Origin of the sequence: Curtobacterium sp. MCBD17_034, from assembly GCF_003234515.1 — a bacterium.
GTDB lineage: Bacteria > Actinomycetota > Actinomycetes > Actinomycetales > Microbacteriaceae > Curtobacterium.
Genome location: NZ_QKTN01000002.1, coordinates 434557 through 447680, shown reverse-complemented (window position 1 = coordinate 447680; position 13124 = coordinate 434557). Strand labels below are relative to the sequence as shown.

General features: G+C 73.9%; 11 protein-coding genes. 7 read left to right on the top strand and 4 right to left on the bottom strand.

Annotated features, from left to right (window positions below; genetic code table 11):
• The first annotated feature begins 1 nt into the window (after position 1).
• The 3 genes from DEI92_RS05825 (at position 2) to DEI92_RS05815 (ending at position 4801) form a co-directional block, all read left to right on the top strand.
• Positions 2-1801: an N-acetylglutaminylglutamine amidotransferase gene (locus DEI92_RS05825; protein WP_111012691.1), complete on the top strand. Its 1800-nt coding sequence runs from the start codon at positions 2-4 to the stop codon at positions 1799-1801.
• Positions 1798-3705, top strand: a complete 1908-nt coding sequence (locus tag DEI92_RS05820) for a S9 family peptidase (RefSeq protein ID WP_111012690.1) — start codon at positions 1798-1800, stop codon at positions 3703-3705. Before DEI92_RS05825 ends, DEI92_RS05820 begins: the two co-directional genes overlap by 4 nt.
• A gap of 112 nt (positions 3706-3817) precedes the next feature.
• Complete coding sequence (locus DEI92_RS05815; protein ID WP_258370084.1) at positions 3818-4801, top strand: XdhC family protein; 984 nt, start codon at positions 3818-3820, stop codon at positions 4799-4801.
• Positions 4802-4812: 11 nt separating this feature from the next.
• On the opposite strand, the gene DEI92_RS05810 is transcribed toward DEI92_RS05815, so the two are convergent.
• The 3 genes from DEI92_RS05810 to DEI92_RS05800 are packed head-to-tail and all read right to left on the bottom strand — an operon-like array spanning position 4813 to position 8554.
• Positions 4813-6906: a xanthine dehydrogenase family protein molybdopterin-binding subunit gene (locus DEI92_RS05810; protein ID WP_111012689.1), complete on the bottom strand. Its 2094-nt coding sequence runs from the start codon at positions 6904-6906 to the stop codon at positions 4813-4815.
• The gene (locus DEI92_RS05805) at positions 6903-7943 is read right to left on the bottom strand and encodes a xanthine dehydrogenase family protein subunit M (RefSeq protein WP_111012688.1); all 1041 of its coding nucleotides are present in this window, start codon (positions 7941-7943) and stop codon (positions 6903-6905) included. Before DEI92_RS05805 ends, DEI92_RS05810 begins: the two co-directional genes overlap by 4 nt.
• Positions 7940-8554: a 2Fe-2S iron-sulfur cluster-binding protein gene (locus DEI92_RS05800; RefSeq protein ID WP_111012687.1), complete on the bottom strand. Its 615-nt coding sequence runs from the start codon at positions 8552-8554 to the stop codon at positions 7940-7942. The genes DEI92_RS05805 and DEI92_RS05800 overlap by 4 nt, the downstream gene beginning before the upstream one ends.
• 92 nt (positions 8555-8646) lie before the next feature.
• Here DEI92_RS05800 and DEI92_RS05795 point away from each other — a divergent pair, with 92 nt between their 5' ends.
• The 3 genes from DEI92_RS05795 (at position 8647) to DEI92_RS05785 (ending at position 10948) form a co-directional block, all read left to right on the top strand.
• Complete coding sequence (locus DEI92_RS05795) at positions 8647-9783, top strand: acyl-CoA dehydrogenase family protein (protein WP_111012873.1); 1137 nt, start codon at positions 8647-8649, stop codon at positions 9781-9783.
• Between the two features lie 143 nt (positions 9784-9926).
• The gene (locus tag DEI92_RS05790) at positions 9927-10355 is read left to right on the top strand and encodes a hypothetical protein (RefSeq protein WP_111012686.1); all 429 of its coding nucleotides are present in this window, start codon (positions 9927-9929) and stop codon (positions 10353-10355) included.
• A gap of 80 nt (positions 10356-10435) precedes the next feature.
• Positions 10436-10948, top strand: coding sequence for a DUF427 domain-containing protein (locus tag DEI92_RS05785; protein ID WP_181434671.1), 513 nt, complete (start codon positions 10436-10438; stop codon positions 10946-10948).
• A gap of 10 nt (positions 10949-10958) precedes the next feature.
• Here DEI92_RS05785 and DEI92_RS05780 read toward each other — a convergent pair whose 3' ends face one another.
• Positions 10959-11873, bottom strand: coding sequence for a hypothetical protein (locus DEI92_RS05780; RefSeq protein ID WP_146249105.1), 915 nt, complete (start codon positions 11871-11873; stop codon positions 10959-10961).
• A gap of 112 nt (positions 11874-11985) precedes the next feature.
• Here DEI92_RS05780 and DEI92_RS05775 point away from each other — a divergent pair, with 112 nt between their 5' ends.
• Positions 11986-12924: an ADP-ribosylglycohydrolase family protein gene (locus DEI92_RS05775; RefSeq protein WP_111012683.1), complete on the top strand. Its 939-nt coding sequence runs from the start codon at positions 11986-11988 to the stop codon at positions 12922-12924.
• Positions 12925-13124: the final 200 nt, after the last annotated feature.

The following is a 13124-nucleotide window of genomic DNA, read 5'->3' as shown; positions in this document are numbered from 1 at the left end:
CATGTGCGGACTCGCGGGAGAGCTCCGGTTCGACGGCCGTCCGGCGGACGTCGGCGTCGTCGCCACGATGTCCGCGTGCCAGGCCCACCGCGGCCCCGACGGCGACGGGCTGTGGGCACGGGGGCCGGTCGTGCTCGGGCACCGGCGCCTGTCGATCGTCGACCTGTCGTCGGCCGGCGCCCAGCCCATGGTCGACGCGGCGCTCGGGCTCACGATCGTGTTCAACGGGATGGTCTACAACTACCCGCAGCTGCGCGAACAGCTCCGGGCCGCGGGCCACACGTTCGCGTCGACGTCGGACACCGAGGTCGTGCTCAAGGCGTACGCCGAGTGGGGCACCGCGTTCGTGGACCGGTTCCTCGGCATGTTCGCGGTCGCGATCTGGGAACACCGCTCGGGGCGGCTCGTGCTCGCCCGCGACCGGCTCGGCATCAAGCCGATGTACGTGTCGCACACGCGGGACCGCATCCGGTTCGCATCGACGCTGCCGGCGCTCCTCCGCGGCGGCGAGGCCGCCGGCGCGGACACCGACACGTCGATCGACCGAGTCGCCCTCGCCTCGTACATGACGTTCCACTCGGTCGTCCCCGCGCCGCGGACGATCATCGCGGGCATCGAGAAGCTCCCGCCCGCGACCGTCCGGGTGGTCGAGCCGGACGGGTCCGCGCGCGACACCCGGTACTGGGAGCCGTCGTTCATGCGGGACCCGGCACGGGCGGACTGGACGCCGGAGGACTGGCAGGAGGCCCTCGTCGCGCACCTGCGGGCCGCCGTCGAACGGCGCATGGTCGCCGACGTCCCGGTGGGCGTGCTCCTCTCGGGTGGGATCGACTCGTCGCTCGTCGTGGCGCTCCTCGCCGAGGCCGGCCAGCACGACCTCGCCACGTACAGCATCGGGTTCGAGTCCGCCGGGGGCGAGTCCGGCGACGAGTTCGCGTACTCGTCCGCCGTCGCGCGGGCGTTCGGAACGGACCACCACCGCATCCCGATCGCCTCGGACGCCCTGCTGCCCGGGATCGACGGCGCGGTCGCCGCGATGAGCGAGCCCATGGTGTCGCACGACTGCGTCGCGTTCTACCTGCTCGGACAGGAGGTCTCGAAGACGATCAAGGTCGTGCAGTCGGGGCAGGGCGCGGACGAGGTCCTCGGCGGGTACGACTGGTACCCGCCGCTCGCCGGAGTCCCGCGGAACGAGGCCGCGGAGGCGTACAAGCGCGTGTTCATGGACCGCCGCTGGCCGGCCCTGCGACGCCTGCTGCGGCCCGAGTGGCTGCCCGACGAGGACACCCCGAGCGCGTTCGTCGACGCCGCGTTCGCCCGCCCCGGCGCCGAGGACTCGGTCGACGCCGCGCTCCGCATCGACACGACGGTCATGCTCGTCGACGACCCCGTCAAGCGTGTCGACACCATGACGATGGCGTGGGGCCTCGAGGCGCGGGTCCCGTTCCTCGACCACGAGTTCGTCGAGTTCGCCGCCACGATCCCCACCGAGCTCAAGCTCGCGGACGGCGGCAAGGGTGTCATGAAGCGCGCTGCGCGGGGGATCGTGCCGGACGCCGTGATCGACCGGCCGAAGGGGTACTTCCCGGTGCCGGCGATCCGGCAACTCGAGGGGCCGTACCTCGACCGCGTGCGGGACGCCCTCACCGACCCCGCGGCCCTCGAGCGCGGGATCTTCGACGAGGCGAGCGTCGCGGCGATGCTCGCCGACCCGAACACCACCCGCACGACGCTCGGCTCGAACGCCCTGTGGCAACTCGCGCTGCTCGAGATGTGGCTCCAGACACAGGGGATCCGATGACCGACGTGACCGATCTCGTCGGCGTCGCGCACGCCGTGGCGCTCGGCGACGCCCTGACCGACGCGTGGGGTTCATGGGGTCCGACGATGACCCGTGATGCCCGACGCGTCGCGTTCGTCAGCGACCGGCACGGCACCCCCGAGGTGTTCGTGCAGGATGTCGTGGTCGACGGCCCTCCGCCCGAGGCCCGGCGGATCCCGCTGTCGGACGACCCCGTCGTCGCCGTCACCTGGTCCGCCGACAGCGCGTGGCTCGCGGTCGCGGTGGCCACGGACGGCGGGGTGAAGCAGCAGGTGTGGGTGGTCCGGCCGGACGGCTCCGACGCCCAGCAGATCGCGGGCTCCCGGTACCAGCACGCCGAGCTCGGCCCGTGGAGCCGGAGCGGGCACCGCGTCGTCGTCACGCTGCCCTCGACGGAGCCGGAGCAGCCCGCCCGCGCGTACCTCGTCGACCCGGCGACCGGGCAGCGGGACGACCTGGCGGTGGGGGAGCTCATCCACATCCTCGACCTGTCCGTCGAGGAACGCCTCGTCGTCCTCCGTGACGGCCAGCGGGGCGAGGAGTTCGTGGTGGTCGTCGACCGCCTGACGGACGAGGACCACCCGCTCCTCACCCCACCGCACGAGGGCTCCGCCGAGATCGCGCTGCTCCGCCCGGCACCCGCGAGCGGCACGAGTCCGCTCGTCGCCTACATCGCCACCGAGGCCGGACTCCCGCGACGCCAGCTCCTCGCGATGCCCCTCGGGCCGCACGGATGGCGGGGACAGGCCCGCGTCCTCGTCGGGCGCGACGACGCCGACCTCGAGTACCTCGACGCGGACGACGCCGGCCGCACCCTGCTGCTCGGGTGGAACGTGGCGGGGCGGACGGAACTCGACCTCGTCGACACGGCCACGGCCTCCCGGACGACCGTGCCGGACCTGCCGGGCGCCGTCGTGACCGACCCGGTGCTGAGCCGCGACGGCCGGAGCGTCGTCCTCGCGGTCGAGGGACCGACCCGTCCCCGCGAGCTGTGGCGGCTCGACACCGCCGCACTCACCTGGACCCGGGTGACGGCGGTGCCCGAGCTGCCGGCCGTGCCGCTCGTCGAGCCGACCCTCGAGACCTTCCACGCCCGCGACGGCCTGCCGATCACCGGGTGGCTGTACCGGGTCCCGGCGGCGGCGCGCGACGCCTCCCGGTCCGCCGAGGTCGACGGCGTCCCCCTCGCACCGGCCGGACCCGCGATGCTCCACCTGCACGGCGGACCGGAGTCGCAGGAACGGCCGACGTTCTCACCCCAGCACCAGGCCATGGTCGCCGCGGGCATCACGGTGTTCGCGCCGAACATCCGCGGCTCGAGCGGATCGGGCCGCGAGTTCGTGCACGCCGACGACCGCGAGCGCCGGTGGATGGCGCTCGCCGACGTCGTCGACGCGGCCCGGTTCCTCGCCGACGCGGGCGTGGCGGACCCGGCGCGCATCGCCGTGACGGGCCGGTCGTACGGCGGGTACGCGACCCTCGCCTCCCTGGCGTTCACGCCGGACGTGTTCGCGGCTGGGGTGGACGTGTGCGGCATGTCCGACTTCGCCACGTTCTACCGCGACACGGAGCCGTGGATCGCCTCCGCCGCCGCGACGAAGTACGGCCACCCGGTCGACGACGCCGACCTGCTGCACGCGCTCTCGCCGATGCGGGCCGTCGACGACGTCCGCGCGCCGTTGCTCGTCGTGCACGGCGAACTCGACACGAACGTGCCGATCGGCGAGGCGCACCAGGTCGTCGCCGCGCTGCGGGAGCGGGGCCGCCCGGTGTCGTACCTCGAGCTCGCCGGGGAGGGGCACGAGTACCGGCGGCGGGAGTCGCGACGGACGCTCGTCGCGACGATGGTCCGGTTCCTGGCCGACGTGCTCGGCGCCGGCTGACGCTGTGGCCCACCGCCGCCACCGGTGGTTGGCTGTGAGGGTCGGGTCGGGAGGCCCGGACCGCCGCACCCGGAGCGGGTGCGGCCGACACGACGACCGGGAGGACCAGCACGTGTTCGAGATCGCCGACCGGATCCTCGCCCGACTCGACGCAGGCGAGGCCGTCGCCGTCGCGACCGCCGTGGGCGTGGACGGGAGCGCGCCCCGCGGCGCCGGGACCTCGATGGCCGTCACCGTCGACGGCACCGTGATCGGGAGCATCTCCGGGGGCTGTGTCGAGGGCGCCGTCTACGAGATGTGCGAGCGGGTCCTCGCGTCCGGCGTCGCGGAACTCGAGTCGTTCGGCCACGACGACCACCCGTTCGCGATCGGCCTGGCCTGCGGTGGACGGGTCGAGGTCCTCGCGACCCGGCTCACGCGCGACGACCTGGTCGCCGTCGACGCCCTGCGCCGAGCCGCGGCCGGGCGTCCTGCCCGCGTGACGCGGGTCCTCGAGGGTCCCCGGCTCGGAGCGATCGTGGCCCGGCCGGACGAGTGCTCGGACGTCCGGAGCGCCACCGAGCGCAACGAGCCGGCACCGCGCATGGTCGTCGTCGGCGCGGTCGAGTTCGCGGTCGCACTCACCAACGCGGCGTCGACCCTCGGTTACCGGGTGACGGTCTGCGACCCCCGCCCGGTGTTCGCGACCCCGGAACGGTTCCCCGCCGCGGCCGAGGTGGTGGTCGCCTGGCCTCCGACGTGGCTCGCGTCCGCGGGGCTGGACGCCGACACCGCGGTCGTGGTCGTGAGCCACGACGACCGGTTCGACGCCGAGGTCGTCGCGCTCGCCCTCGAGCGGGGCGCCGGGTACGTCGGGGCCATGGGATCGCGGCGCACGCACGAGCGGCGGATGCAGGAACTCGCAGGGCTGGGCGTGACGGACGTCGCACGACTGCGGTCGCCGATCGGCCTGGACCTCGGTGCGGAGACCCCGGAGGAGGTCGCCGTGTCGATCCTCGCCGAGGTGCTCGCAACGAGGAACGCCACCAGCGCCCGGCCGCTCCGGGAGCGCTCCGGGAACATCCACCCGGCGCGGGCGGCGTCCACCGCGTCCTGACCCGGTCGGCGTCAGGCCCGCGAGGGCAGCGCCCCGACGAGCTTGTCCGGCTGCACGGGCAGGGAGCGGATGCGGACACCGGTTGCGTGCCACACGGCGTTGGTGACGGCGGCCGCGGCCCCGACGATCCCGATCTCGCCGATCCCCTTGCCGCCCATCGGCGCGAGGTGGTCGTCGCGTTCGTCGAGCCACTCGACGTGCAGGTCCTCGACGTCGGCGTTCGCCGCCACGTGGTAGGTCGCCAGGTCGTGGTTGCCGTAGTCCCCGAGCACGGGATCGAGCAGGCCGTGCTCGTGCAGGGCCATCGACAGGCCCATGGTCATGCCGCCGACGAACTGCGATCGAGCGGTGCGGGGGTTCATGATCCGTCCCGCCGCGAACACCCCGACCATGCGGGGGACCACGACCTCACCCGAGTCCAGGTCGACCCGCGCCTCGACGAACTGCGCGCCGAACGCCTGACGGACGTACGGGCCCATGGCGGCGACGTCCTCGGTGGTGTCGACCACCACCTCCAGGCCCTCGGGCGGCACCGGCTGACCCTCGTCGAGCAGCGCGGTGAGGTGGCGGCACGCCTTCGTGACGGCCCACCCCCAGGACGCCGTGCCGGACGAGCCGCCCGCGACGGACGCGACGGGCAGGTCGCTGTCCGCGATGCTGATGTCGATCGCCTCGACGGGGACGTCCAGCGCGTCGGCGGCGATCTGCGCCATCACCGTGCGCGCGCCGGTGCCGATGTCCGTCGCGTTGACACCGATCGCGTAGCGTCCGCCGGGCAGCGCCGTCGCCCGGGCACCGCTCTGCTGGGCCATCGCGGGGTACGACGACGCAGCCACACCGGTGCCGACGAGCCATCGGCCCTCGCGTCGAACGCCGGGCCGTGGGTCGCGGCCGTCCCACCCGAACAGCTCGGCGCCCCGGCGCAGGCAGGCGACGAGGTTCCGGCTGCTGAAGGGCTGCCCGGACTCCGGGTCGACCTCCGGGTCGTTGCGCACGCGGAGCTCGACGGGGTCGATCCCCGCGGCGATCGCGAGTTCGTCCATCGCGGACTCGAGTGCGTACATGCCGGGGCACTCGCCCGGGGCCCGCATCCACCGCGGCGTCGGGACGTCGAGGCCTGCGAGGCGGTGCGTGACGAGCATGTTCGGGGCCCCGTACATGTGCCGGGTGACCTCGCCGGTCTGCTCCGCGAACTCCTGGATGCTCGACGTGTGCGAGTACGCCTGGTGTGACACCGCCGTCAGGTGGCCGTCGGTGTCGAGCCCGAGCCGCATGCGCGAGATCGTCGGCGTGCGGTAGCCCGCGATCGCGAACATCATCTGCCGCGTGTAGGCGATCTTGACGGGTCGACCCGTGGCCATCGCCGCCATGACGGCGAGCGGGACGTTCGGCCGTGGGGATCCCTTCGACCCGAACCCGCCGCCGACGTGTTCGGCCCGGACGCGTACGGACGAGGGGTCGAGCCCGAACAGCGAGACGATCGTCGACTGGTCGGGGCTCGTGCCCTGCGACGCGTCGACCACGTCCAACCGGCCGTCGTGCCAGTGCGCGGTGGTCGCGTGCGGTTCCATCGGGTTGTTGAAGAGCGCGGGCGTCCGGTACGTCGCGTCGATGCTCGTGGCCGCCGTGGCGAGGGCGGCGTCGACGTCCCCCTCGCTCGAGTCGGTGGCGAACCCCGCGTTCACCTGCTCGGGCGCGTAGAGCTTCGGGTGGTCCTCGGTGAGGACGACGTCCATGCTCTCCTCGGCGTACTCGGGCACGAACCGGGCTGCCGCCTCGCGGGCGGTCTCGAGGGTCTCGGCCACGACGAGGGCGACCACCTGGCCCCGGTACGCGATCCGGTCGGACTGCAGCACGAGCAACTCGGCGTCGTCCGACTCCTGCAGGCGCGGCGCGTCCTCGTGGGTGAGCACCGTGACCACGCCGGGCATGGCGCGGACCTCGTCGGCGTTCGTGGCGACGATCCGACCCGTCACGACGGAGGCCTGCACCGGCCAGGCGTAGAGGACGTCGTCCTCCGGCCCCTGCTCGAAGGCGTACCGCGCGATGCCGGTGGTCTTCTCCCGCCCCTCGAGGCGGGCGAGGGGAGCCCCGATCGCGGTCACGCCGCGGCCTCGCCGGTGTCCGCCGCGCGACCGTTCGTCGGGCCGGCGGCGTCGTCGACGCCCGTGAGTTCGGCGAGGACGCCGACGACGAGCCGCCGCAGCAGCGGGACCTTGAACGCGTTCTGGTCGGTCGGGGTCGCGGCGGCCAGCTCGGCGTCGGCAGCCGCGGCGAACGCCGACAGGGTCACGGGGCCGCCCCGCAACGCGTCCTCGGCGGCGGAGGCGCGCCACGGCTTGTGCGACGCGGCACCGAACGCGATCCGGACATCGCGGACGACGTCGCCGTCGACGTCGATCGCGGCCGCGACGGAGGCGAGTGCGAAGGCGTAGGACCGGCGGTCGCGGGCCTTGCGGTACGTCGAGTGGGCGGCGAACGGCAGCGCGGGGATCGTCACGGCGGTGATGACCGCGCCGACCGGCAGGTTCGTGTCACGCTCCGGCTCGTCGCCGGGGAGCCGGTAGAAGTCGCCGATCCGGAGCGAGGACGGCCCCTCCGTGGTCGTGAAGTGCACGGTCGCGTCGAGTGCGGTGAGCGCCACGGCCATGTCGCCGGGGTGCGTCGCGATGCACGAGTGGGACGTGCCGAGCACGGCGAGTTCGCGCGACAGGCCCTCGATCGCCGGACAGCCGGTCCCGGGCTCCCGCTTGTTGCACGGCTTGCTCACGTCGTTGAAGTACACGCACCGGGTCCGCTGGAGGAGGTTGCCGGCGGTGGTCGCCCGGTTCCGGAGCTGTCCGGACGCCCCGGCGAGGAGTGCGCGGCTCAACACCGGGAAGCGCGTACGGACGGCCGGATGCGCGGCGAGGTCGGCGTTGAGCACGCCCGCGCCGATGGTGAGCGAGCCGTCGGGCTCCTCCACGACGTCCGTCAGACCGAGGTGGGACACGTCGACCAGGCGATCGGGCCGCTCGACGCCGAGCTTCATGAGGTCGACCAGGTTCGTGCCGCCGGCGAGGAGCTTGGCCGTCGGCTCCGCCGCGAGTCGCCGGACCGCGTCGTCGACGTCCGTCGCGCGCTCGTAGTCGAACGTCTTCATCGTGCAGCCCCTGTCGTCTCGTCACGCCGCTGCGCGCCGTCGGTGTCGTCGGTCTCGGTGTGCACGTGGACCGCGTCGGCGGCGTCGGCGTCGTGGACCGCGGCCACGATGTTGACGTACGCACCGCAGCGGCAGATGTTGCCGCTCATCCGTTCCCTGATCTCGGCGTCATCGAGGACGATCTCGTCGGCCGCGAGGTCGGTGGTGACGTGGCTCGGCATCCCCGCACGGGCCTCGCGGAGCGCGCCGATGGTCGAGCAGATCTGGCCCGGCGTGCAGTACCCGCACTGGTACGCGTCGCGCTCGAGGAAGGCCACCTGCACCGGATGGAGATCGTCACCGTCCGCGAGTCCCTCGATGGTCGTCACGGCGCTGCCCTCCGCCGCGACCGCGAGCACGAGACAGCTGTTCACCCGGCGGCCGTCGAGGAGCACCGTGCACGCGCCGCACTGGCCGTGGTCGCAGCCCTTCTTCGAGCCGATGAGGTCGAGTCGCTCGCGGAGCACGTCGAGCAACGACGTGCGGTTGTCCACCACCAGCGGGCGGTCCTCGCCGTTGATCCGCAGCGTCACCGCCGTCGTGGGTACTGCATCCCGCACCGAAGCGTCCATGGGTGGAACGTACCCATGGACGGCTGGTGTGTCCGGAGGCAGGAGCGTTCCTGTGGACGGAGTACCGTCGGCTCGTCCCTGAGGAGGAGTCCATGCGCCTGACCGAGCAGCAGCGGTCGTACCTCGACGCCGTGCGTGCCGCGTGCGCCGAGCTCGTCCCGGACGAGGAGGCCCGCCGCCGCCTCTCGCGCGACGACACCGCGCTCAACGCACCCGAGGCCTTCGCGCTGTTCGCCGACCGGGGTCTGCTCGGGGTGTCGCTGCCCGTGGCCGACGGTGGCGGCGGACGGACGTTCACCGAGGAGTGCCTGCTCCTCGAGGAGACGGCGCGCGCGGGCGTGCCGCTCACGGCCTACTCGACGGCGTTGACCGCCGCGCAGAGCTACCTCAAGTGGGGCGACGCCGACCAGCGCCGGACCATCGTGGCCTCGATCGTCTCCGGGCATGCCGAGTCGGTCACGTTCACCGAGCCCGAGGCGGGGTCGGACCTGGCGGCGGCGACGACCAGCGCCTCCCGGGACGGCGACGACTGGGTGCTCGACGGCCGCAAGACGTGGATCTCGTTCGCGCGCCTGGCGCGCCACCTGCTCGTGCTCGCCCGGACGGACGACAGTGGTGTCCGGCACGACGGGCTGACGCTGTTCATGGTCCCCGCCGACGCCCCGGGTGTGACGGTGCGCCCGATCGAGACGATGGGCGCCCACATGGTGAACGACGTGTTCCTGTCGGGCGTGCGCGTGCCGTCGTCCGCGGTGGTGGGGACACGCGGTGAGGCGTGGCGACACATCGGCCGCGGCCTGGCGGTCGAGCGTGTCATCATCGCCGCCATGAGCGTCGGGGCGGCCCAGCGGGCGCTCGACCAGCTCGTCGCGCACGTCACGACGCGCGAGCAGTTCGGGGCGCCGCTGTCGCGGAAGCAGGCGGTGCGGCACCGCATCGCCGACCTCGCGTCCGACGTCGCGGTGTGTCGCGCGTACGTGTACGAGATCGCCGACCGCGTCGACGCGGGCGAGGAGGACCGGCTCAACACCGAGGCGTCGATGGCGAAGCTGCGCGCCACCGAGACGTACAAGCACACGACGCTCGAGGCCGTGCAGCTCATGGGTGGATCCGGGTACGGCTCGGCCGCGGGCATGGAGCAGCAGCTGCGGACCGCGGTCGCCACGACGATCTACGGCGGCGCGAACGAGGTGCAGCGCGAGATCATCGGGCGCGGGCTGGGGCTCTGACCCGCGTCTCCGCGGCCGGCACGGGCCCTCGACCCGGGATCGGCGTTCGTCCTCGCCGTCCACAGGGCGGGCGTCGGTCGTGCGGTCCACAGGCCCGACCGGGAGGCCCGGAGCGGCTCCGCCACATGGCCAGGCTCGGTCCCATGACCGATCAGAACGCACTCGAAACGCTCCGTGACCGCCCCGTCCACACCGACGCGGACGTGCTCGCCCTCGTCCGGGCGCTGCTCCTGCCCGTCGTCCGCCGACAGTGCTGGCTGTTGTTCCTGGGCGAGGACGCCGTGCCGGTGCAGGTGCTCGTGCCCATCGACGACCTCCCCGCCGCTCCCGAGCCCGACGGCGTGGCGCAGTTCGCGCAGGCCATGGGCGAGATCGTGCCCGATGTCGGCGCCACCCAGGTGATCGTGGCGTGGGAACGGCCTGGCTCGTCCGCACCCCGCGATCGCGACCGGGCGTGGGCCGAGGCCGTCACGGTCGCCTTCGCTCGAGCCGCGGTGCCGCTGCGCGCGCAGGTGCTCGTGTCCGACGACGGCGTGGCGCTCCTCCCGGCACTCGGCGCGGTCGCGGCATGACATCCCCGGTGGCGGCAGGCTCCCTGCGGCTGCAGGCTGCCGGGTGGCCGCTCCCGGGCGGCGCGAGTAGACGGGGGCACATGGCCAGCATCCGCCCGAAGGGCCTGGTCCCGGTGGTCCCGGGACCCGGTCAGGAGTCCGTCTGGGACTACCCGCGCCCACCGCGGGTCGAGTCGACCGCCGAACACGTCGTGGTCCGGCTCGGCGGCGTCGTCGTCGCCGACACGCGGGATGCCGTCCGCGTGCTCGAGACGAGCCATCCACCCGTGTACTACCTCCCGCTGTCCGGGTTCGCCCCCGGCGCCCTCACCCCGGCGGAGGGCGTGAGCATGTGTGAGTTCAAGGGCCGGGCCGGATACCTCGACCTGCACGGGGGCGGCCGGACGGCGCCACGCGCGGCCTGGCGCTACCCGAGTCCCTGGGCCGGGTACGAGGTCCTCGCCGACCGGGTCGCCGTCTACCCGGGGGCCGTGGACGACTGCGAGGTCGACGGGGAACGGGTGGAGCCACAACCGGGCGACTTCTACGGCGGCTGGGTGACGTCCCGCGTGGTGGGCCCGTTCAAGGGGGCCCCGGGCACGCTCGGGTGGTGACCGCCGTGGGCTACTGCGGCGCGACCTCGGGGACGTCCTCGCCGGTCAGGCGTTCGACGATCTGCACCGCCCCGGGCCAGTACCGGGCGTAGTGGTCCGGGTCGGCGTTCACCTGCACGGCGTGTGCGGCCTGGGTCGGGGTCATCGTCTTCCACCCCGGGATGCTCACGAGCTTCCGGAAGAACATCGTCGCTGCCGTGTACGGGTCCATGCGCTGGGCGTACGTCCCCCACGCGCCGTTGTCCCGCTGCTGGAACAGGCCCCTGCTGTCCGGACCGGCCGCGTCCCCGTGGTCGAGGTCCACGAGCCCGGACTCGCCCATCGCCGTCATCACCCCGACGGCCTGGGTGTGCGGGCCGATGCCGAGCGACTGAGCGGCCTCGATGACGTACGCGGCGTTGACGAGGCGGTCCTGACAGTAGCCCGCGACCGGGCCCCGGGGGACCACCATGCCGCCGACGGTCTTCGCGGGTACCGCGGGGCACGTGATCGCCGTCGCCGTGGTCCCGGCACCGACGAGCCCGTGCAGGGAGTTCACCGCGATGACGACGAGTACCACGATCCCGATCGCCGCCGCGACGACGCCGGCGCCGAAGACCGAGACGACCCCGACGGCCACGCGACGTCCGAACCGGCCCGGGGCAGCGCTGGTGCGCCGCGGTCGTCGGCGCGCCCGGGTCGAGCGGCCCGTGGTCCGGCGACCGCCGATCGCGCCGGCGCGAGCCGTGCTGCCCTGTCCCGTGCTGCGCTCTCCCGTGCTGCGCTGTCCCGTGCTGCGCTGACCCGTGCTGCGCTGGCCCGTGCTGCGCTGTCCAGTGCGGTCGAGCACGGCGTCGCGGACGGGGCTGGGCGCGGTCGGGATCACGGGGCGGGCGGACCTTCCGGGAGCGGACGCGACGTGGTTCGGTCGCGGGCGGACGGGCATGACAGTAAGTGATCCTCCCGTGCGTCACCCGAAGCGACATGCCCCCGTCCGGGGCGACGTCACGATCGACGTCGGGGCCCACGCGCCCGGTAGCGTTGCCCCGGGAGGCTCGATGGACGACGACGTGCGCGATCGCGCGCTGGGGTCGGTGCTCGCCGCCGCATGCGGTGACGCCCTCGGCGCCGGCTACGAGTTCGGACCGCCGCTCGCCCAGGACGCGCCCGTGCGCATGCGGGGTGGCGGACCCACGGGCACCGCGCCGGGGGAATGGACCGACGACACCGCGATGGGGATCCCCGTGCTCGAGGCCCTCGCGCGCGGCGATCGCCTCGACGACGCCCGGACGCTCGGACGCATCGTGGCGGAGTGGGCCGACTGGGCGCAGGACGCCCCCGACGCCGGCGTCCAGACCCGCGCGGTGTTCGCCGAGCTCGACGCCAACACCGAGGCCGCTGCCCGCGCCGCCGCACTCGCGGTGCACCAGGCGAACGGCCGGTCCGCTGGCAACGGGTCGCTCATGCGGACCGGGCCCGTCGCGCTCGCGTACCTCGGAGACGGCACGAAGCGGGAACTGGCCGCGGCGGCCCGACGGGTCTCGGAACTGACGCACCACGAGGACGACGCCGGTGACGCCTGCGTGCTCTGGACGGCCGCGATCCGCCGCGCGGTCCGGAAGGGCCACGTCGACGTCCGGACGGGGATCCCGCTCCTGCCGCGGGCACGCCGCGCCCGGTGGCTCGCGCTCCTCGACGAAGCCGAGCAGTCGAACCCGGCGGACTTCGCCGACCGGAACGGCTGGGTCGTGGCGGCGCTCCAGGGGGCCGTCTCCGCCGTCACCCGCGGCAGCGACCTCGTCGACGTCCTCGAGCGCGCGGTCCGGGGCGGGAACGACACCGACACCGTCGCGGCGATCGCGGGCAGCCTCGCCGGCGCCCGGTACGGGGCGGGCGCCCTGCCCGACGAGTGGCTCGCGGTGGTGCACGGCTGGCCCGGCAAGCGCATCGACTGGCTCCGGACCCTGACCGCGCGGGCGCTCGCGACCACGCACTGACCGGTTCCCGGGACTCGGTGGACCGGTTCCGGTCGTCGTCCGGTGCCCGCTGCCGGGCCCTGCGACGGTGCCGGCGCGCGGGGTACGGGTCTCGTCCGCCGATCGTCCGACCACTGCCGGAACCCCACGCGCTATGGACGAGCTGTGAGCGGCAGGGTAGGGTCGCACCACCCGAACACGACCCCCGACCCGAAACGGGA

What these genes read in the sequence shown, in the direction of transcription:
- DEI92_RS05790 (WP_111012686.1), top strand. Translation starts at nt 9,927, where the DNA reads ATGACCGATCAGAACGCACTCGAAACGCTCCGTGACCGCCCCGTCCAC.
- DEI92_RS05780 (WP_146249105.1), bottom strand. Translation starts at nt 11,873, where the DNA reads ATGCCCGTCCGCCCGCGACCGAACCACGTCGCGTCCGCTCCCGGAAGG.
- DEI92_RS05820 (WP_111012690.1), top strand. Translation starts at nt 1,798, where the DNA reads ATGACCGACGTGACCGATCTCGTCGGCGTCGCGCACGCCGTGGCGCTC.
- DEI92_RS05805 (WP_111012688.1), bottom strand. Translation starts at nt 7,943, where the DNA reads ATGAAGACGTTCGACTACGAGCGCGCGACGGACGTCGACGACGCGGTC.
- DEI92_RS05825 (WP_111012691.1), top strand. Translation starts at nt 2, where the DNA reads ATGTGCGGACTCGCGGGAGAGCTCCGGTTCGACGGCCGTCCGGCGGAC.
- DEI92_RS05795 (WP_111012873.1), top strand. Translation starts at nt 8,647, where the DNA reads ATGCGCCTGACCGAGCAGCAGCGGTCGTACCTCGACGCCGTGCGTGCC.
- DEI92_RS05800 (WP_111012687.1), bottom strand. Translation starts at nt 8,554, where the DNA reads ATGGACGCTTCGGTGCGGGATGCAGTACCCACGACGGCGGTGACGCTG.
- DEI92_RS05775 (WP_111012683.1), top strand. Translation starts at nt 11,986, where the DNA reads ATGGACGACGACGTGCGCGATCGCGCGCTGGGGTCGGTGCTCGCCGCC.
- DEI92_RS05785 (WP_181434671.1), top strand. Translation starts at nt 10,436, where the DNA reads ATGGCCAGCATCCGCCCGAAGGGCCTGGTCCCGGTGGTCCCGGGACCC.